Genomic DNA, 19,107 nt, shown 5'->3' with positions numbered 1-19,107 from the left:
GTGGCGGCCCGAGGCTCATTGTCGCTCGCTGACGCTCGCTCATTCGATCTCCTCCCCCGGCGCGCCTTCGGTGCCGGCGACCGACGGGACCCGGCGGAGGAACAGGCTGAGCACCCAGCCGACGGTGGCCAGGCCGAGGAGCCAGGAGCCGAGCAGTGCGACGACGATCGGCGCCGCCGCGTCGCGGATGACCGCGACGTAGGCGATCACGCCGACACCGGCCGGGATGAAGAAGAGCTGCAGGTGGGAGAGGAAGTAGTCGCCGACCTGGATGACCGGGTCGTCCTCGCCGTCACGGCGCCGCAGCACCAGAGCGACGAAGAGCAGCAGCATCCCGACGACGGGTCCGGGCAGCGGGATCCCGGTCAGCTCGACGATCGCGGTTCCGGCCAGCTGGCACCCGAGCAGCCAGAGCAGGCCGACGATCACGGGGTCAGGGACTCGATCGCCATCGCTGCGCAGCCCACCAGGCCCGAGGAGTCGCCGTGGAGCTGGGCCATGAAGGTGAGCTCGCGGGTGGCGATCGGGTTGGCGCGGGCGTAGACGCTCTCGCGCACCCCTGCGGTGTAGAGGTCGAACGCACCGGCCATGTCACCGCCGATGACGACGACCTCCGGGTTGAGCAGGTTGACGGCCGCGGCCACGACCTCGCCGAGCTGTCGTCCACCCTCGCGCAGCAGCCCGCGCGCGACCGCGTCGCCGTCGTTCGCAGCCGCCACGAGGTCGCGTACGTGACCGGCGGGGACGCCGGAGTCGGTCAGCCGCTGGGCGAGCGCCCAGCCGGCCGCGACCGTCTCCAGGCACCCGGTCGAGCCGCAGCGGCAGGGTCGGTCGCCGGCCGCGTCGATGCGGGTGTGGCCGATCTCGCCGGCCGCCCCGAGGGCTCCGGTGACGACCTTGCCGTCGACGATGATGCCCATGCCGAGACCGGTCGAGGCCTTGACGACCAGGGCGTTGCGTACGGGATGGTCGGAGTTGAAGAGCTCCGACCGCGCCAGCGCGTGGGCGTCGTGGGCGAGGATCAGCGGCGCATCGGTCAGCGCGGTGAAGTAGGGGGCCAGCTGGACGCCGTCCCAGCCACCCATCGCCGGGGTGTCGATGCTCATCCCGAGATCGGGGTTGACCACGCCGGGCAGGCTCATCCCGATCGCCAGCACCGGCAGGTCGATCGAGGTCACCATCTTGGTCATCCGCTCGACGACCTCGGGCATCAGCACCTCGGCGGAGATGCCGACCTCGTGGTCACGGGTGTCTCCGGCCAGCTCGCGCCCGGCGAGGTCGAAGACCGCCGCCTGGCTGCGGCTGCGGCCCACCGCCACGGCCAGCACGACTCCTGGGTCTGAGGATTCGTCACTCACGAGTGCAGTCTAAGCACGAGCGCGGACGCGGCCTAAGACCGCGAGCGGAGCCGGGCGTTGGGAAGCGGGGGCGCCGGGATCGGCCGCTGGTGGTTGCCCTCGACCACGCCGAAACGGCCCTCGGCCAGGTCCTGGGAGTCCTCGACCACCTCGCCGCCGCCACGGGTGACCTGGCCCTGCCACTCCTCGCGGTAGCCGACGACCTCCTCGTGGGTGCGCCCGACGAAGTTCCACCACATGATGATCGACTCGCCGAACGGCGTACCGCCGAGGAGGAGCAGTCGGGTCCACGCCTCACCGGCCTGCAGGATCAGGGTGGTGGCGCCCGGAGGGGCGTAGGCGAGAGAGTCCTTCTCCACGTCGGCCGAGGCCGGACCGGACGCGCCCAGGCCGGTCATCGACACCTCACCGGTGTCCACGAGTACGCCGTGCTCGAACCGATCGTCGACCGGGATCTCGAGCCGCGTGCCGGGCTCGAGCAGGATCTCGGCGCCGAGGATCTCGGAGTGGGTCCGTACCGGCGAGGTGACGCCGAGGAGCGACCCCATGAAGACCCGCACGGTCGCCCCGTCGCGCTCGATCGGCGTGGGTGCGTGGTTCTGGAACCCCGGCTCGACGTCGCGGAACTCGTCCGGCAGCGCGACCCACAGCTGCGCGCCGTGCAGGACGGTGGTCTCGGGGGTGGAGTTCTCCGAGTGGGAGATCCCGCGCCCGGCGGTCATCAGGTTGACCTCGCCCGGCCGCACCATCGCCACGGTGCCGACCGAGTCGCGGTGCTCGATCTCGCCGGTGAACAGCCAGGAGACCGTCGCCAGCCCGGTGTGCGGGTGGGGCGGCACCTCCATCCCGCCGGAGACGACGACGTCATCGGGACCGTAGTGGTCCAGGAAGCACCATGCTCCGATCAGCGAGCGCGAGCGGGCGGGCAGGGTGCGGCGTACGTTCATCGCTCGCGGACCGCCCAACGGGACGTCTCGCGGAGTGATGATCTGGATCTCCACGCCTTCGTCGCCGGTCCCACCGACACACTCGACGGGGGTGGGGTGCGCATCCAGGTTGGTCATGCTCCGAACGCTACTCGCCATGCGTGCGTCACATCGAGGTCGCCGAAGGGCTACCTCGATGCCACACCATGTGGCCCGTGCTCATCGCTCAGCTCGCGAACTTCGTCGGCCCCACCTCCGGCGGCATGAAGACGGCTCTGGAGGCCCTCGCCCGTGGCTATCTCGAGGCGGGCCACGACCGGCTTCTGGTCGTCCCCGGCCCGTACGACTCGGTCACCACGACCGACCTCGGCGAGGTGGTGCAGCTGAGAGCGCCGCGCGTGGGCGGCGGATACCGGCTGATCATCGAGCCGTGGCGGGTGACCGACGTGCTGACCCGCTTCAACCCGACGAGCCTCGAGGTCAGCGACAAGTTCACGATGCTGCCCGTCTCCCGCTGGGCCCGGCGTCAGGGCATCGGGACGGTGCTCTTCTCCCACGAGCGCCTCGACGAGTACATGCCCACCTACACCGGCATGGACGCCACCTCGAAGGTCTCCACCGCGCTGCTCAACCGGATGCTGGTGCGCTCCTTCGACCAGGTGCTGGTGACCTCCGACTACGCCCGGCACGAGTTCGAGCCGCTGGCCGCGACCGTCGGCTGCCCGATCGCGCAGGTGCCGCTGGGCGTCGACCTCGACAGCTTCTCGCCCTCGCTCGGGCACCGCGACGACACCCTGAGACTCATCCACGTCGGCCGCCTCTCCCGCGAGAAGTCCCCCGACCTCGCCGTCGCCACCGCCGTCGAGCTGCATCGGCGCGGGTTCGACGTACGCATGGACGTCTACGGCGACGGGCCGCACCGTGCCGAGATCGAGGCCCTCGCCGCCGGGGCACCCGTCGTCTTCCACGGGCACGTCTCCGACCGCGGCCGGATCGCCCGGGCGTTGGCCTCGGCCGACGTCGCGCTCTCCGTCTGCCCGCGCGAGACCTTCGGGCTGGCGGTCCTGGAGGCTCTCGCCAGCGGTACGCCGGTGGTGACCGCCGACCGGGGCGGCGCCCGCGAGCTCATCGATGCCCGGTGCGGGGCCTGGGCGGCCGCCCACCCGGCGGCGCTGGCCGACGCGGTCATCGACGTCGCTGAGCGGCCGGTCGGAGCCACCCGCAACGCGGCTCGCGAGCGGGCCGAGCAGTTCCCGTGGTCGCGCACGATCGAGGAGATGCTGGACCTTCACTCCCGTCTCGCGCAGGAGACCGCGCCGACCTATCTCCTCGCGCGCTCGCGGCAACGGCAAGCGGCTCGGCGAGCACGGCGTTACGCATGAGCAGTTGACTCGTTAGACGGTTCACCATGAGCGATTCAACGAAAGCGGAAGCCGACCAGGTAACACAGCAGCACACGCACTTCGCCGACTCGTTCGGCCCGGTCTGCAGCGCATACGGAGAAGATCCGCCGACCACCTACGACTACCGGGACGTCACGTGCAGCGCCTGTCGGCACGCGGCGCCCTACATCAGCGCGCTGCCCGAGCACCTCAAGCCCAGATCGACCAGGCGGCGCTCGTGGCCGCGATCGATGCAAGAGCGAGTCTGAGGCGCGTTCGAGCGGTTCACCGCTGAGCGGTGAACCGCTCCGGGGAGGTCCCGGGTGGCTCCGGCTGCACCGGGGTCCACCTGCCCGCCGATCGTGATCGGGCGAGCCCGACGATCCCGGTGACCAGCAACGCTCCGGCGCTCACCGCGACCCACAGCGTGGGGGCGGAGGCGCCGAAGGCGACCACCGCGGCGACGTACGAGACGGTGGGGTTGGTGATCGTCATCGCCGCCATCGCCCACGGCAGCGGGCCGGCGGCGAGCGCCGCCTGGGTGAGCACGATCCCGAGGCCGCAGGTGCACAGCAGGCCGTAGAACGCCGGCAGTGTCAGCAACCCGAGGAACCCGTCGGCGGCGGCCCGGTCGGCGGTGATCTTCAACAGCACCGAAGTCGTCGCGAACGAGCAGCCGGCCGCGACCGCCGTGGTCGCCGCCGCGACCGGCGGCGGGAACCGATGGGCCACCAGCAGGAGTACGCAGATCACGACCGCCACGCACCCGGCGAAGAGTGCGACGCGACCGACGTCAGCATAGGTGCCGCCGCGGTGGTCGTCGGTGACCAGCAGGATCACGCCACCACAGATCGCGGCGCCGCTGACCCAGTCGGAGACCGTCGGCCAGTGGCGGGCGGCGATCGAGGCGAAGACCAACGCGAAGAGCAGCTGTGTGGGCATCACCGACTGCACCACCGAGACCGACCCCAGGTGGAGAGCGACCGCCTGCACCCCGAAGCCGATCGCGTTGATCACCGCACCGGCGACCCACAGCGGGTTGCGCACCAGCGCCAGCATCAGCCGTTCGACACCCGAGATCCCGCCGCTGCGTCCGGGCGCGAGCGCGCTGGCGCGCTGCTGAACCGCGGCGGAGAGCGAGAACAGGACGCATGCGCCGATGGCCAGGCTCACGGCCGCGGCATGATCCATGCTTCGACGTTAGAACTCGATAGGAAAGCCCGTCTGCCACCGACGCGAGCAGCGCGCGATCAGCGGATGAACCCTGGATTAACCCAACCGGGCATCGTATTACCGGGCGGTATGGAACGTTTACCTTGACTTGGTAACCACCATGCCGTGTCGCTGGAACCTTCAGCCACTGAGTGTCCCTAGCGTCGTGAAGCGCGCGTGGACGTGTCGAAACGAGAGTTGTCGACTCATAGACCGCGTTGCGCTCAATTCGAATTGACGACGAAAGGTATGAAATGAGCAAGAAGACAGGGCTGCTCCGCCGCGCCGCGGCCGTCGCCGCCTTCTCGGGTGTCGCCTTCGCACTGACCATGGGAGGGGCCGAGGCCGCTCCGGTCACCGCTGACACCACCACTGCCGTCAGCACCGCGACGTCGGACCTCTCCCCCTCGAGCCAGAAGGCCTGGGAGGACTTCATCCTCGGCGGCTCGTACATCACCGGCGGCGCTGCCCAGATGGTCAGCGGTGCCTGGGTCGGCGCTCCCGGCCTGATCCTCGCCGGCGCCACCGGCTCCCCGATCACCCCGGAGCAGGCTGCGGCCTGGGCGAACTGGGACGAGGGCGGGCAGAAGATCGGCGAGGGTGCCGCCATGATGGTCGCGGGTGCCTACGTCGGCGCGCCGGGCATCATCCTGGACCAGATCGCGGGCGGGGCGACCCCGAGCGACCTGTCGCCGGCCGAGCTCGAGCAGGTCTCGTTCCTCATCCCGCAGGACAGCCCGGCGCTCGACGGTGTCGCCACCGACCAGATCCCGAACCCGATGGCTCCCTTCGGGTCCCTCTGAGCGTCGACATGACGACCGCCGACCGACCGTAGCTCCCACCACGATCCGATCGGCGCCGTCCCCAGATGGCCCTGGTCGTGCCACGTGCACGACCGGGCCATCTGCGCATTTACGCACGTTCAGACAAGAATGTTGCAGGTTGGCGAAAATTACGTCATTACATTTCATTCGTCACTAGTTGACATGAAAACATCCGTGTCGTCCTGTCCTTATCACCGTTGAGGCTTTTAGCATCGCTTCTCGGACGCGAACGTATCGATACACGTGTTATCGATCCGGGGGTCGCGCCCGTGCGTGATGTTTCAATTCGAGTTGATCGATGAAAGGTACGAAATGAACAAGATGACAGGGCTGCTCCGCCGCACCGCGGCCGTCGCCGCCTTCTCGGGTGTCGCCATCGCACTGACCGCCGGCACCGCCACCGCGGCCGACGGCACCCACCACAACCGCACCGAGGCCGAGTGCATCGCGGAGAACTCCTCCGGCGCCTCGGACCTCTCGCCCTCGAGCCAGAAGGCCTGGGCCAGCTTCATCTGTGGCGCCGGCCAGGCCACCGGCGGCGCCGCTCGCATGGTCAGCGGCGCGTGGGTCGGCGCCCCGGGCCTCATCCTGATGGGTGCCACCGGCGACGAGCTGAGCCCCGCGCAGAAGAAGGCCTGGGTGAACTGGGACGGCGGCGCGCACCAGGTCGGCAACGGTGCCGCTCTGGTCGTCTCCGGCGCCTACGTCGGTGCGCCCGGCATCGTGATGGACAAGATCATGGGCGGCGCCATGCCGACCGAGCTGTCCGACAGCGAGCTGGACCAGGTCTCGTTCCTGCTCCCGATGGAGAACCCGGCTCTCGACGGCCTCCCGGTCGGCGCGGTCCCGAACCCGATGGCTCCTCTCGGCGGTTTCTGAGCCGGCTGACCAGAGCTGAGTGATCACCCCCTACCGATCTGCTCGGCAACGTCACACAGGTGGCCCTGGACGTGCACACGTGCACGCCGGGGCCACCTGCACGTTTTCCCGTCAGCGTCAGTCGTACGCCAGTGGCTCCTCGATCACGTCCATCACCGCTCTGGCGATCCAGTAGTGGCGGCCGCCGCGGCCCGACCGGCCGGCGGCCTCGATCCACCCGCGCCGCTCGGCGTCCTGGATCAGGTTGCGCGCACCCTGGTTGGTCAGGCCGGTCGCGTCCTGGACGCGCTTGACGGTCAGGTAGGGGTTGGCGAACAGCAGCGTGACCAGCCCGGACAGGTTGGCGCGCGAGGTGGCGGCCTCGTCGAGATAGCTCTCCCGGAGCGCGACCAGCCGCTCGGACCTGGTGCTGGCGTCCTCGGCCGAGCGTCGCACCGCGGTGAGGAAGAACTGAAGCCACTCCTGCATCTCGCCCCGCTCCCGGACGCTCTGCAGCCGCTGGTAGTAGGTCTGGCGATGGGCCTCGATGTAGCCCGAGAGATAGAGCAGCGGCGTGGTCATCCGCCCCTCCTCCATCAGCATGAGGTTGATCAGCAGCCGCCCGATGCGCCCGTTGCCGTCGAGGAACGGGTGGATCGTCTCGAACTGATAGTGCATCAGCGCGCACCGCACCAGCGTCGGACTGAGGTCGGGGACGTTGACGTACGCCTCCCAGTCGGCGATCAGCTCCGGCAGGTCGGGCGGGAGGGGCGGGACGTACGCGGCGGTCGTGGGGTCGTCGGTCGGCGACCCGACCCAGACCGGCATCCGCCGGAACTCACCAGGGTGGCGCTCGTGCCCCCGGACGCCGGTGAGGAGGGTCTTGTGGAGCTCGAGGACGAGCCGTTGGCTGAGCGGCCAGCTCTTGATGAGCTCGAAGCCCTGGCGGGTCGCGGCGAGATAGGCCTTCACCTCGGCGACGTCCTCGCTCCTGGTCGCCTGACCGCTGACCTCGTCCTGGAGGACCTCCTCCAGGGAGGTCTGGGTGCCCTCGATCCGGGAGGAGGCGACCGCCTCCTGGGTCAGGTAGGGCCCGATCAGCAGCTCGGGATCCTGGATCAGCGCACTCACCCCCTGGAGGCGTCCCAGCGCGGCGTCGGCGTCCGAGAGCGCCTTCACGGTGAGTGGCTGTAACGCCAGGTCACGCGGGATGTGGGCGGGTCGGTAGTACCAGTAGGCCCACTTGTTCCCCGGCTCACGGGTCGCCCTGCCGAACTGCGGAGCGTCGTACCTCTCCGGATCCATGACCGGTCAACTTACCACTCAGGGATCGTTTGAGTTGGAAGTTGTCGGGAACTTCCAAGTGGCTCGTGGAAGCTGCCCGCCAACATCCAACCGTCCCCTACGATCCACGCGTGAGAACGCGTGCTCGACGGGCACCGGCGATCCTGATCGCATCGCTCGTCCTCCTGCTGGCGGTCGGTTTCGTGCTCGCCACCCAGGTCTCCGGCTTCCTCGGGATCAGCGCCGAGCCGGTCGCGGCAGCGCCCGAGACGGCGGGCGTCGCGCCGGTACGGACGGCGACCGCACCCACCGTCGGCCGGGTGCAGCTTGCCGAGGCGAGTCCCCGGGTCCGGCACGCGGCCGAGGCGTTCCAGAAGGCGGTCGACGGCTCCGGAGCCGAGGGCACGCTGACCGTGACGACCGGGACCGACCTCGGCGAGGGCGCCGGGCCCGAGGCGTACCGGGCCACGAGCGACGGCCCCGACATCCGTCTCGAGGCCGCGGACGCGGCGGGCGCTGCAGCCGGGCTCTTCCAGCTGACCGATCGCGTACGCACGGCCCGACCGCTCCTCACGCCCGGCGAGGACGGCGAGGTGCAGCAGCCGGATCTCCCGCTGCGCCTGGTCGACAAGGGCGCGGCCGGCGTTCCCGGGACGGCCGCCGACTGGCGTACGGGCGAGGAGTACTCGCACAACAGCGGCCAGTTCGCCGACGCGATCCTCTCCGACGCGCCGTTCGTCGACACCGAGGCGCTCGCCGAGGACGCCGAGCAGTTCCGGACGTACGTCGATCATCAGCTCGCCCGGGGCTACAACGGCATCGTCATGCCCGGATTCCTCGAGTACGTCACGTTCGACCGCTTCGGAGACGGCGACGAGATCTATCCGACCGCCGAGGATCCGCACGTCGCCAGAGCGCTCGCGATGCGCGAGCACTTCGGCTCGATGTGGCGGTACGCGCACGACGCCGGGATGAGGGTCTACCTCGGTACCGACATGCTCGCCCTGTCCACGCCGCTCGAGGACTACCTCGACGAGCACGGTCTCGACGCCGAGGACCCGGAGCTCTGGGACATCTACGCCGCCGGGCTCGAGGAGCTCCTCGCCGAGATGCCCTACGTCGACGGTCTGCTGATCCGCATCGGCGAGGGCGGCCGGATCTACCAGCTGCCCGGCTGGGACTACTGGTCGCAGATCGCGGTCACGACGCCGACGGCGGTCAAGGCGATGCTCGACGCGTTCACGACAGTGGCCGAGCGCCAGGATCGAGAGATCATCTTCCGGACCTGGAGCGTCGGCGTCGGCGCGGTCGGCGACCTGCACACCAACCCCGCCTCGTACGAGGAGGTTCTCGGTGACGTGCACAGCGATGCGCTGATCGTCTCGACGAAGCACGTCGCCGGCGACTTCTACTCCTTCCTCCCGCTGAACCCGACCCTCGAGGTCGGCGGCCACCGGCGCATCGTCGAGCTGCAGAGCCGGCGCGAGTTCGAGGGGTTCGGGGCACTCCCGAACGATCTCGCCGCCGCCTACTCGGCGGCGCTGACCCACCTGGTCAGGACGAATCCCGACATCGAGGGGGTGTGGACCTGGAACCAGGACGGCGGCCCGATCCACGCCGGGCCACGGACCCTCTACCTCCGCGAGGGCCTCTGGCAACTGTGGGACCTGAACTCGTACGCAGCATCCCGGCTCGCCTGGGACACCTCGGCCGAGCCGGGCGAGATCACCGCGGACTGGGCGCGCGCGACGTTCAGCTCGGACCAGGCCACGGTGCGGGCGATCGGGGAGGCGATGGCGCTCTCGCGCGAGGCGGTGCTCGCCGGGCTCTACATCGAGCCGTTCGCCGAGAACCAGGTGCGCGCGCTCGGGCTCGAGATCCCGCCCCAGACCTGGCTGTTCGAGTGGGACATCGTCACCGGGGACACCGCCGTCCTCAGCAGCGTCTACGCGATCAGCAAGGACCGCCTCGACGAGGCGGCCGACGGCGGCCGGGACGCGATCGAGACCGCCGAGTCGATGCGGCGGATCATCGCCGGTACCGATCCGTCGACCTGGCGCGATCCGGCGCTGCGTACGGATCTCCTGGCCTCGATCGACTACGAGATCAACCTGTTCCGAGTCCTCAGCGACTACCGCGCGATGACGATGTATCACGTCGAATGGCTCGACACCGGCTCGTCGGACGCGCGCGAACGATGGCAGTCGGCGCGCGCGGCGTTCGAGAGATCGCGCGCCTCTCACGTCTCGACCTACGGCGACGACCAGGCCCACCCCGCCTTCCAGTTCACCGCCGCCGACATCGGTACGACGCGGGCCGACCGGGATCCGGCGATGGCCTGGCTCGCACGTGGGCTGCTCGTGCTCGCCCTGGCCGGGCTGCTCCTGGTCAGGCCGTTGCGCATCGCGGTGACTCGGCCGTGGCGGTTGGGCCGGGCGTTGCGGGAGGTGCCGCCGCGACGCTGGGAGCGGACGGCGGTCCTGGTCCTGCCCCTCGTGGTGCTGGTTCTCGGCCGGGCGACGCTGACGTGGTTCGCGGCGCCTGCGCATCTCGTCGTGACGCTGGGCGGCTGGCTGCTGTTCGCGCTGACGCTGCGGCTCCTGATCGGGCGTCGCGACCCCTTCGCGCTCTGGGCGGTCATCGGCGGGATCGTCCTGGTCCGGTCGGTGATCCTGATGGCCGCCCTCGCCACCCGCGGACCGGGTCGCTACTGGTTCCTCTTCTGGACCGAGCCGGGCCCTCGTACGCTCTACATCACCGTCGCGTTCGCCGGCTTCGGCCTGCTGTTCGTCGCCACGGCGCTGGCGCTGCGGAGCGCCTACGGAATCAGCCGCCGCCGAGCCGTCGGCAGCGTCCTGATCGCGGCCGGAGCGCCTGTCGTCATCGGCGGCGTGGGCGTCGCCCTGATGGGCACCGAACGTGCCCTGACGGTCTGGAACGACCAGATGGCGCTCATCCCCTGGGGGCTCTCGCGCATCCTCGGTATCACCGTGCACCTCGGCATCCCGACGAGCCTGCCATGGTTCGCCGTCGGTTGCGGAGCGGCCGCCGCGCTCGTCGGGGTCGCCCTGAGCGTGCGGCTTCGGCGCTAGGGCGTGTCTCTCAAAGACACGGCGGCCGCGAGCGGCGTTTCGGGCCGATCTGGCAAGGCGGCGCTGCGACGGCATCCTGGTGGCTGTCGAGCGGCGCCAACGCGGCCAGATCGGATGCGAAACGCCGCGTAGCGGGCGTGGATTTGGGAGACACGCCCTAGTCTGGCTCCGTGCAGTTCGGCCAGTATCCCGCTCCACGCCACACGATCGCCCATCTCTCCGACACCCATCTCTACGCCGGTGACGAGCGGCGCATCTACGGCAAGGTGGACCCCGCGCCCGGGTTCGAGCGGGCCCTGACGCGACTGCGCGGGATGCCCACCCCGCCGCAGGCGATCGTCTTCACCGGCGACCTCGCCGACCTGGGCGAGCGCGGTGCCTACGTACGTCTTCGCGAGCAGGTGGAGCCGGTCGCGGCCGAGTTCGGCGCGGAGATCGTCTGGGTGATGGGCAACCACGACGAGCGCGAGGTCTACTCCGAGGTGCTCTTCGGGGAGGCCTCGGACGCCCCGCAGGACCGCGTCCACGAGATCGCGGGCCTGCGGATCATCGCCCTGGACTCCACCGTGCCCGGCTGGCACCACGGCGACATCGACGACTCGCAGCTCGAGTGGCTGGCCGGGGTGCTGAAGGAGCCGGCGCCTCACGGCACCCTGCTGACGATGCACCATCCACCGGTGCCGCTCCCCCTCAACGACGCCAGCGTGATCATCGAGCTCGACGGCCAGGACCGGCTCGCTCCGGTGCTGGCGGGCAGCGACGTACGCGCCATCCTGGCCGGTCACCTGCACTACTCGACCAACACCACCTTCGCCGGCATCCCGGTCTCGGTCGCCTCCGCGAGCTGCTTCGCGGCCGCCCCCGCGACCGCCGACCGGTTCTCCTCGGCCGTCGCCGGCCACCAGGCGATCTCGCTGGTCCACCTCTACGACGAAGGCGCCGGTGGCGTCCCCGGTGCCCCGGTCGTGCACACCACCGTGCCCACCAGCGAGTCCCCCGAGGTCGCCGGCTTCCCGTCCTCGGTCGTCGAGAAGCTGGCCGCGATGACCGCCGCCGAGCGCCGCGACCTCTTCTCCCGCAAGGGCAAGGCCGCCCGCGCGCTGCGGCGTCAGCTTCGAGACTGACGAACGACGGCCTCGATCTCCGACTCGAGGCTGATGTGGGCGTACGTCCGCCCCCGGAACGATGGCTGCGAAACGTCAACGACGACAGGAGCAGCCATGTCTCGGACCCTCGTCCGCACGGGCACCGCAGCGATCGCCGCGGTGCTTCTACCCCTGACGGCCGTGCCGGCCGCGTACGCCCAGCCTGATCCCGACCCTGGTCGTGGGCCAGCGGCCGTCGCGCCGGACCCGACCGCGCTGACCCGGGAGGCGACCGCGATCGCCGAGCGGGCGGCGGCCAAGCAGCAGGGGTTCAAGGCCCGGTCGGCGACTCCGGCTGCCGCCGAGCTCGACCGTGCCGTCGACGCGGTCATCGCCGACGGCGCCCTCGGCGTCACTGCCCGGGTCGAGGCTCCGGGTCTGACCTGGACGGGGGCAGGCGGCGTACGCGAGGCGGGCACCGAGCGCAACGTCCGGGCCTTCGACAGGTTCCACGTCGCCAGCAACACCAAGACGATGATCGCGACCCTGGTCATGCAGGAGGTCGAGCGCGGCACCTGGAGTCTGGACACCCCGGCCGAGGACGTACTGCCCGGGATCTTTCCTGCCGGCGTCACGATCGAGCACCTGCTCAGCCACCGCTCCGGGGCCCCGCGCGGTCCCGAGGAGCTGCTGCTGACCCGCGTCGAGGACCCCAACTCGTTGGAGGAGCTCATCGACGCCGTCGGTCAGCACTACACCGAGGCCGAGCACCTGGCCGCGATGCGCTCGGTCCCCTGGCTCTTCGAGCCGGGCACCGACTTCTCCTACTCCAACTACGGCTACGTCGCCCTCGGCGTCATGCTCGAGAAGGAGACCGGCCATGATCTCGACGACCTGCTCCGCCGGCGCATCTTCTGGCCGGCCGGCATGCTCCGCACCGACTACCCGAAGACCTCGCACAACCGCGGACCGTTCCTCGAGGGTGCGGCCAAGATCGACCAGACCGGATGGCGGCCCCTGACCGACCTGGACCCGAGCGTCTTCTACGCCTCCGGCGCCGCGACCAGCACCACCCGTGACCTGGCCTCGCTCAACGAGGCGCTGCTGACCGGTGAGCTGGTCTCACCGGCCTCGGTCGACGCCATGCTCCCGCCTCGCGCGGGCAGCGCTGACCCCGAATACGGGCTGGGCATCTATCGCGTCGCCGATCCCTGCACGGAGGGTGAGTACCTCTACGGCCACGACGGCGCCCACTTCGGCACCCAGTCGATCAACTGGACCTCGCGCGACGGCGAGCGTCAGGTCACCCTCGCCTGGACCGGCCGCGACTACACCGGTGCCACCGAGCCGCCCTACGACCTCGGCCTCCTGCTGGAGCCGATGCTGCTCGCGACCTGCTGAGTCCCTCGTACGGTCAGGGCCGCAGGATGCGGCGTTCGATGGCCGTGGCGACGGCGCCGGCTCGGGTGTCGACACCGAGCTTGGTGTAGATGTGGGAGAGGTGTGACTTGACCGTCGCCTCGCTGACCAGCAGCTCGCGGGCCATCTCCTTGTTGCCCAGGCCCTTGGCGAGCAGCCGCAGGATCTCGACCTCGCGCGGACTCACCTTCGGCGTCGGCGAGGCGGCCCGCTGCAGCAGCCGGGTCGCGACCGAGGGCGCCAGCACGGTCTCACCTCGCGCGGTGCCGCGGATGGCGCGGAACAGCTCGTCGGGCGGCGCATCCTTGAGCAGGTAGCCCGCCGCGCCGGCGTCGACGGCCTCGAGCACGTCGGCCTCGGTGTCGTAGGTCGTCAGCACCAGCACCTGCGGCGGCGACGGCAGCTCGCGGACCAGCCTGGTGGTCTCCGCGCCACCCGGTCCGTCGCCGAGGCTGAGGTCCATCAGCACCACGTCCGGCTGCGTCTCGCCGACGACCGCGACGGCCTGGGCCGAGTCGGCCGCCTCGCCGACCACGGCCAGGTCGTCCTGGGCGTCCACCAGGGCGCGTACGCCTGCCCGGACCACCGGATGGTCGTCCACCAGCACCACCCGGATGCGTTGCTCAGCCACGACGTTCCTCCCCCTGAGATGCTGTCTGTCCGGCCGCGAACGAGGCCGCGAGCACCGTGCCCTCGCCGGGGGCGCTCTCGATGACCAAGTCTCCACCCAGCAGGCGGGCACGGGCCCGCATCCCGGCCAGACCGTGTCCGCGCAGCCCGTCGGACTCCTTCAGCCGGGCAGGCTCGAACCCGGCTCCGTCGTCGCGTACGTCCAGGGCGACCGCGCCCTCGTGGAACGTGAGGGAGACGACCGCCGTGGTCGCGCCGGCGTGCTCGGCGACGTTGGCGAGGGCGCCGCGCAGGGTGCGGACGACGGCCGTCGCCACGCGTCCGCCGACCTCGTGCGGGTCGCCGTGGACGTGGACCGGGACGCTGAGCCCGGTGGTGGCGGCGACGTCGTCGGCGACCTGGCGTACGGCGGTGACCAGCGCCGATCCGCCGGTCAGCTCGGTGGGGGCGAGGTCGCGTACGACCCGACGGGCCTCGTCGAGCGAGGAGCGGGCCATCGTGGCCGCCTGGTCGACGTGGTCACGGGCGTCGTCCGGGCGCGAGGACCACTCCTGGTCGGCGGCCTGGAGCAGCAGGTTGATGCTGGTCAGGCCCTGGGCGACGCTGTCGTGGATCTCCCGGCTCAGGCGCGCGCGCTCGGCCACGACACCGGCTCGGCGCTCGGCGTCGGCGACCTCGTCCTGGGCGGCCTCGAGGTCTGCGAGGAGCGCGCGCCGGGTGACCGCGTCGCGCTCGAGAGCGCGGTAGGCGGTCACCGCAAGCACGGCCACGCAGACCGGCCCGAGGAGGACGGTCGGGTCGGCCAGGCCGGTCATCCGGCTCCAGGCGACCGCGACGACCGCGACCAGGAACACCGTGGCGGCCACCGCCCACCGGAACGGCAGGATCCGCAGCGCCAGGAAGACCAGCGGCACCGCCGCCCACGAGAACGACGGCGCGATCAGCGCCAGCACCGTCCAGCAGGCGACCACGCCGGCCAGCCAGACGACCGCGGCCGTGCCGGTGAGGCGGCGGCCCGCGGCGTACGCGATCAGCAGGACCGCTGCACCGGACAGGACCACCTCGGCCTGGTCACCGAGGCCGTGGCCCTGCAGATAGCGCGCGACCGAGGCGACGACGAGCACCACCAGTGAGATGTGGAGCCAGCGGTCGAGCAGCGACTGGCCGGCCAGGATCCCACCGGCTCGTGGGCTGGGCGCGGCGTCGGTCGACATGATTGTTCCAGGCTAGGTCGGTCGCGGGTGTCCAGGCATCATCCGATCGGCTATCCGGAGTGTCGCCGGACGGCTATCCAGACGTCGCCGGTCACCCGATGTCCGGACCCCTCCCCGACGGCGATGGTTGATGCATCAGCTCGACCAACCGGAGGAGAACCACCATGCGTACGTCCCGAATCGCTGCCCTCGCCGGGCTTGCCGGCATCGCCGCCACGGCCACCCTGTCCGTCACCGCTCTCGGCATGGGCACCGCGGCCAGCGCCGCGCAGGGACACGGCCGGCCGGCGAGCTACCTGCTCGAGGGCGACCCGTCGGCCCAGGGCGGCTCGAAGTTCGAGGGCATCGGCGTGGATCCCGAGTCCGGGAAGTTCTACGTCAGCGAGGTCACCGGCGGCGAGATCCAGCGCGGCTCCGCCGACCGCGCCCAGGCCGAGGAGTGGCTGGCCGGCGACGGCACCGACGGCCGCTACACCGCCCGTGGCATCACCGTCGACGACGAGGGCCGCATCTACATCGCCGGTGGCCCGAACGGCACCGGCAACGACCGTCCCGACCTGTGGGTCTACAGCTCGTCGGGCGAGTTGCTGGCCGCTCTCCGTGTCCCCGACAACGACGCGTTCCTGAACGATGTGGCGATCGGGCCGGACGGGGCCGCGTACTTCACCAACTCCAACGACCCCACGATCATCCGCGTCGCCGAGGGTGCCTCCGGCTGGGAGGCGACCGAGTGGGCCGACGGCAGCTCGCTGATCACCCGTCAGGAGGGCTTCAACCTCGGCGGCATCGTGCTGAGCCAGGACCGCTCCGCCTTCGTGGTCGCCCAGGGCAACACCGGGCAGCTGTGGCGCTTCTCGGTCGCGACCGGCGAGGTCAGCGCGATCGACACCGATGGCGCGAACCTGCGCAACGCCGACGGCCTGATCCGGCAGGGCCGCGACCTCGCGGTGATCCGCAACTTCGACAAGCAGATCGTGCACCTCGAGCTGAACCGGTCCGCGACCTCGGCCGAGCACGTCTCCTCCCGCTCCACCGACCCTGACCGCGTCCTCACCACCGGCAAGCTGCTGAACGGCCGGATGCTGCTGGTCGACAGCCACTTCGACGAGCAGACCGCGCAGGGGCCGTACGAGATCGTCACCGCCAGGATGCCGCGATGACCGACTCTCCCCTGCGGTGGTCGCTGGCCGCGGCGGCGCTGACCGTGCTTCTGGCAGGCTGCGCCGCGGCGCCGTCGGAGACCGCCGAACCGTCTCCGTCCAGCTCTCCGTCCAGCTCTTCGTCCAGCTCTTCGTCGAGCTCGGCGTCCGCCGCGACGAAGAAAGCGGACAGCACCCCCGACCCCGAGGAGCAGAAGCGCATGAACGAGCAGCTGATCAAGGCCGCGTGGGACAACGACGTGGCCCGCGCCCGCGAGCTGGTCGAGGCCGGCGCGGACGTGAACTATCAGGACGACACCCAGCAGAGCGCCTACCTCATCGCCGCGAGCGAGGGCTATGTCGACCTGCTCGACCTGACGCTTCGCAACGGTGCCGAGATCAACGCCAAGGACTCCTACGACGGCACCGCGCTGATCCGCGCCGCCGAGCGCGGCCACGCCGACGTCGTGGGGCGTCTGGTGCAGGCCGGGATCGACCTCGACCACGTCAACAACCTGGGTTGGACCGCGCTGCACGAGGCGGTCGTCCTGGGCGACGACGGCCCGGATGCGGCCGACACCGTGCGGGTGCTCGTCGCGGCCGGCGTGGACATCTCGGTCGAGGCCGGACGGGACGGCAAGACCGCCCTTCAGCACGCCGAGGAGCGGGGGTTCGACGCGATCGTGTCGACGCTGCGTACCGCTTCTTCCGAGGTAGCCGACGCCGACCCTCAGCTCCTACGTGCCGCTTCAGCCGGTGACGTGGACTCGGCCGCGGCGGCCCTCCGCGGCGGCGCCGACCTGGAGACCCGAGACGGCAACCGGCGTACGCCGCTGCTGCTCGCCGTCACCGACGACCACCTCTCCACGGCTCGACTGCTCGTCCACCTGGGTGCCGACCCGGACGCCCTCGACGGCCAGCACGACACCCCCTGGCTGGTCACCGGCGTCACCGGGAGCGTCCCGATGGCCGAGCTGCTGCTCACCGTCGACCCGGACCTGACCGTACGCAACCGCTACGGCGGTCTCTCGATCATCCCCGCCAGCGAGCGCGGCCACGCGGACTACGTCGAGCGGGTCGCGAAGACCGCCATCGACATCGACCACGTCAACGACCTCGGCTGGACCGCCCTCCTCGAAGCCGTGATCCTCGGCGAGGGCTCCGACCGCTGGCAGCAGGTCGTCCGCAGCCTGCTCGAGAACGGCGCCGACCCGAGCATCGCCGACCGCGACGGCGTGACCCCGCTCCAGCACGCCCGCAACCGCGGCTTCACCGAGATCGCACGGATCATCGAGCAGCACAGCGGCTGACCGCCGCCTCAGAGCTCGAGGCCCTGACCGGTTCCCCCGCCGGTCGGGGTCTCGTCCCGGGTGAACGTGAGCTGCTGGACATCGATGTAGCCGGCGGCGAACCCGGCGCGGGAGTACTCCAGGTAGAAGTGCCACATCCGCAGGAACGTCTCGTCGAACCCGGGCGCCCGGACCTCCTCGGCGCGATCGAGAAGCGCGCGGTCCCAGCGCCGCAGGGTCTCCGCGTAGTGGGCGCCGAAGGAGAGCCGGCTGCGCACCCGGAGCCGGGTGTGCGCCTCGGTGACGTCGGTGATCGCCTCGGTCGAGGGGAGCAGCCCGCCGGGGAAGATGTACTTGGTGATCCAGGTCTCGGTGTTCCGGGTGGCGAGCATCCGGTCGTGCGGCATGGTGATCGCCTGGATCACCGCGGTGCCGCCCGGGGCCAGGACCTCGTCGATCTTCGCGAAGTACACCGGCCAGAACCGTTCGCCGACCGCCTCGATCATCTCGACCGAGACCACCGCGTCGTACGTCCCGTCCACGGCCCGGTAGTCGCGCAGCTCCACGTCCACCCGATGGCCCAGACCGGCCGCGCCGATCCGGCGCCGGGCCAGCGCGGCCTGCTCGACGGAGAGGGTCACCGAGGTGACCTGGGCGCCCCGGGCGGCGGCCCGCAGGGCCAGCTCTCCCCAGCCGGTCCCGATCTCCAGCAGACGGGTGCCCGCTCCGACTCCGGCCTCATCGAGGATCCGGTCGATCTTGCGATGTTGGGCGAGCGCGAGGTCCTCGGTAGAGGGCAGGGAGGAGAACAGGCCCGCCGAGTAGGTCATCGTCGGGTCCAGGAAGAGCGCGAAGAAGTCGTTGGACAGGTCGTAGTGGTGGCCGATGTGCTCGCGCGCGTTCTCCGGCGTGTTCACGTCCTTCGCCCCGCGGCGCCGTTCGTAGACCCCGCGCAGCCGCTGCGCCCACCCGGGGAGGAGACCGTCGATGTCCCGGCACAGCACGGTCAGGGTCTCCCCCAGCTCCGGGGCGTCCCAGGCCCCGGTCAGGTACGCCTCGCCGAAACCGATCAGCCCATGCCGGCTGAGCCTGGCGTAGAACTCCTCGGGCCGGTGCAGCACGATGTCGGCCGGGCTGCCGTCGTGGCTCACGCTGATCCCGAGCCGCTTCGTGGCGGCCCGGAACACAGCAGCCGCGGCAGCCGCGGCGCCCCGGGTCACCGGACCCGTGGGCGTTTCCTGCAGCATCGGCCAACGCTCACCCGCCAGGCTCTGGGCGGCGGCGGCTTCGATGGTCTTCATCGGACTCCTTCGTGGTGGGGCGATGGGCGTCTGTGGACCGGCGGACGGTCGGCGCAGAGGCGCCGCTACCCGGTGTTCGGGCGCCGGGGCGGAT

The 19,107-nt window shown here is 70.8% G+C and carries 17 protein-coding genes; 8 read left to right on the top strand and 9 right to left on the bottom strand.

Translation table 11 applies throughout. The features are described 5' to 3' along the window. Positions 1-39: 39 nt before the first annotated feature. From ACIRON_RS25510 to ACIRON_RS25500, 3 genes are read right to left on the bottom strand one after another with little or no spacing between them, the layout of a single operon-like run. The gene (locus ACIRON_RS25510) at positions 40-429 is read right to left on the bottom strand and encodes a CidA/LrgA family protein (RefSeq protein WP_402996721.1); all 390 of its coding nucleotides are present in this window, start codon (positions 427-429) and stop codon (positions 40-42) included. Further along, positions 426-1,358, bottom strand: a complete 933-nt coding sequence (locus tag ACIRON_RS25505; RefSeq protein WP_091042835.1) for an ROK family protein — start codon at positions 1,356-1,358, stop codon at positions 426-428. Before ACIRON_RS25505 ends, ACIRON_RS25510 begins: the two co-directional genes overlap by 4 nt. Positions 1,359-1,390: 32 nt before the next feature. Then, a complete protein-coding gene (locus ACIRON_RS25500) occupies positions 1,391-2,422 on the bottom strand; it encodes a pirin family protein (RefSeq protein ID WP_402996719.1) in 1,032 nt (343 codons plus the stop codon). Positions 2,423-2,547: 125 nt separating this feature from the next. On the opposite strand from ACIRON_RS25500, the gene ACIRON_RS25495 reads away from it, so the two are divergent. Continuing rightward, entirely contained in the window at positions 2,548-3,666 is a 1,119-nt protein-coding gene (locus tag ACIRON_RS25495; protein WP_402996768.1) for a glycosyltransferase, read from the top strand. A gap of 285 nt (positions 3,667-3,951) precedes the next feature. Here the strand turns inward: ACIRON_RS25495 and ACIRON_RS25490 are convergent, their stop codons facing one another. Next, positions 3,952-4,857 carry a DMT family transporter gene (locus ACIRON_RS25490; protein ID WP_402996717.1) on the bottom strand — a complete coding sequence of 302 codons (906 nt, stop codon included), beginning with the start codon at positions 4,855-4,857 and terminating at the stop codon, positions 3,952-3,954. A 275-nt stretch (positions 4,858-5,132) separates the two neighbouring features. On the opposite strand from ACIRON_RS25490, the gene ACIRON_RS25485 reads away from it, so the two are divergent. Continuing rightward, positions 5,133-5,681, top strand: a complete 549-nt coding sequence (locus ACIRON_RS25485; RefSeq protein WP_091042847.1) for a type III effector — start codon at positions 5,133-5,135, stop codon at positions 5,679-5,681. A gap of 333 nt (positions 5,682-6,014) precedes the next feature. Then, positions 6,015-6,581, top strand: coding sequence for a type III effector (locus tag ACIRON_RS25480; RefSeq protein WP_402996715.1), 567 nt, complete (start codon positions 6,015-6,017; stop codon positions 6,579-6,581). 117 nt (positions 6,582-6,698) lie between these two features. Here ACIRON_RS25480 and ACIRON_RS25475 read toward each other — a convergent pair whose 3' ends face one another. Next, entirely contained in the window at positions 6,699-7,865 is a 1,167-nt protein-coding gene (locus tag ACIRON_RS25475; protein WP_402996714.1) for a Fic family protein, read from the bottom strand. Between the two features lie 110 nt (positions 7,866-7,975). On the opposite strand from ACIRON_RS25475, the gene ACIRON_RS25470 reads away from it, so the two are divergent. The 3 genes from ACIRON_RS25470 to ACIRON_RS25460 all read left to right on the top strand — a co-directional run bounded on the left by ACIRON_RS25470 (position 7,976) and on the right by ACIRON_RS25460 (position 13,422). Further along, a complete protein-coding gene (locus ACIRON_RS25470) occupies positions 7,976-10,936 on the top strand; it encodes a hypothetical protein (RefSeq protein WP_402996712.1) in 2,961 nt (986 codons plus the stop codon). 170 nt (positions 10,937-11,106) lie between these two features. After that, a complete protein-coding gene (locus ACIRON_RS25465; RefSeq protein ID WP_402996710.1) occupies positions 11,107-12,060 on the top strand; it encodes a metallophosphoesterase in 954 nt (317 codons plus the stop codon). 96 nt (positions 12,061-12,156) lie between these two features. Beyond that, on the top strand, positions 12,157-13,422 hold the full coding sequence (locus tag ACIRON_RS25460; RefSeq protein ID WP_402996708.1) for a serine hydrolase domain-containing protein: 1,266 nt from the start codon (positions 12,157-12,159) through the stop codon (positions 13,420-13,422). 13 nt (positions 13,423-13,435) lie between these two features. On the opposite strand, the gene ACIRON_RS25455 is transcribed toward ACIRON_RS25460, so the two are convergent. Further along, a complete protein-coding gene (locus ACIRON_RS25455; RefSeq protein WP_402996706.1) occupies positions 13,436-14,071 on the bottom strand; it encodes a response regulator in 636 nt (211 codons plus the stop codon). Further along, positions 14,064-15,284: a sensor histidine kinase gene (locus ACIRON_RS25450; protein WP_091042864.1), complete on the bottom strand. Its 1,221-nt coding sequence runs from the start codon at positions 15,282-15,284 to the stop codon at positions 14,064-14,066. The genes ACIRON_RS25455 and ACIRON_RS25450 overlap by 8 nt, the downstream gene beginning before the upstream one ends. Positions 15,285-15,448: 164 nt before the next feature. Between ACIRON_RS25450 and ACIRON_RS25445 the strand changes: the two genes are divergently transcribed. Beyond that, on the top strand, positions 15,449-16,444 hold the full coding sequence (locus ACIRON_RS25445) for an SMP-30/gluconolactonase/LRE family protein (protein WP_402996704.1): 996 nt from the start codon (positions 15,449-15,451) through the stop codon (positions 16,442-16,444). On the opposite strand, the gene ACIRON_RS25440 is transcribed toward ACIRON_RS25445, so the two are convergent. After that, positions 16,422-16,646, bottom strand: coding sequence for a hypothetical protein (locus tag ACIRON_RS25440; protein ID WP_402996702.1), 225 nt, complete (start codon positions 16,644-16,646; stop codon positions 16,422-16,424). The genes ACIRON_RS25445 and ACIRON_RS25440 overlap by 23 nt on opposite strands. Between ACIRON_RS25440 and ACIRON_RS25435 the strand changes: the two genes are divergently transcribed. After that, on the top strand, positions 16,645-17,733 hold the full coding sequence (locus ACIRON_RS25435; RefSeq protein ID WP_402996700.1) for an ankyrin repeat domain-containing protein: 1,089 nt from the start codon (positions 16,645-16,647) through the stop codon (positions 17,731-17,733). The genes ACIRON_RS25440 and ACIRON_RS25435 overlap by 2 nt on opposite strands. An 8-nt stretch (positions 17,734-17,741) precedes the next feature. Here ACIRON_RS25435 and ACIRON_RS25430 read toward each other — a convergent pair whose 3' ends face one another. Continuing rightward, on the bottom strand, positions 17,742-19,013 hold the full coding sequence (locus tag ACIRON_RS25430; protein ID WP_402996698.1) for a class I SAM-dependent methyltransferase: 1,272 nt from the start codon (positions 19,011-19,013) through the stop codon (positions 17,742-17,744). Positions 19,014-19,107 lie beyond the last annotated feature (94 nt).

Origin of the sequence: Nocardioides sp. NPDC101246, assembly GCF_044767415.1 — a bacterium.
Classification (GTDB): Bacteria; Actinomycetota; Actinomycetes; order Propionibacteriales; family Nocardioidaceae; genus Nocardioides.
Note: the sequence above shows the minus strand (reverse complement) of the source record. Positions and strands in the feature narration are given on the sequence as shown.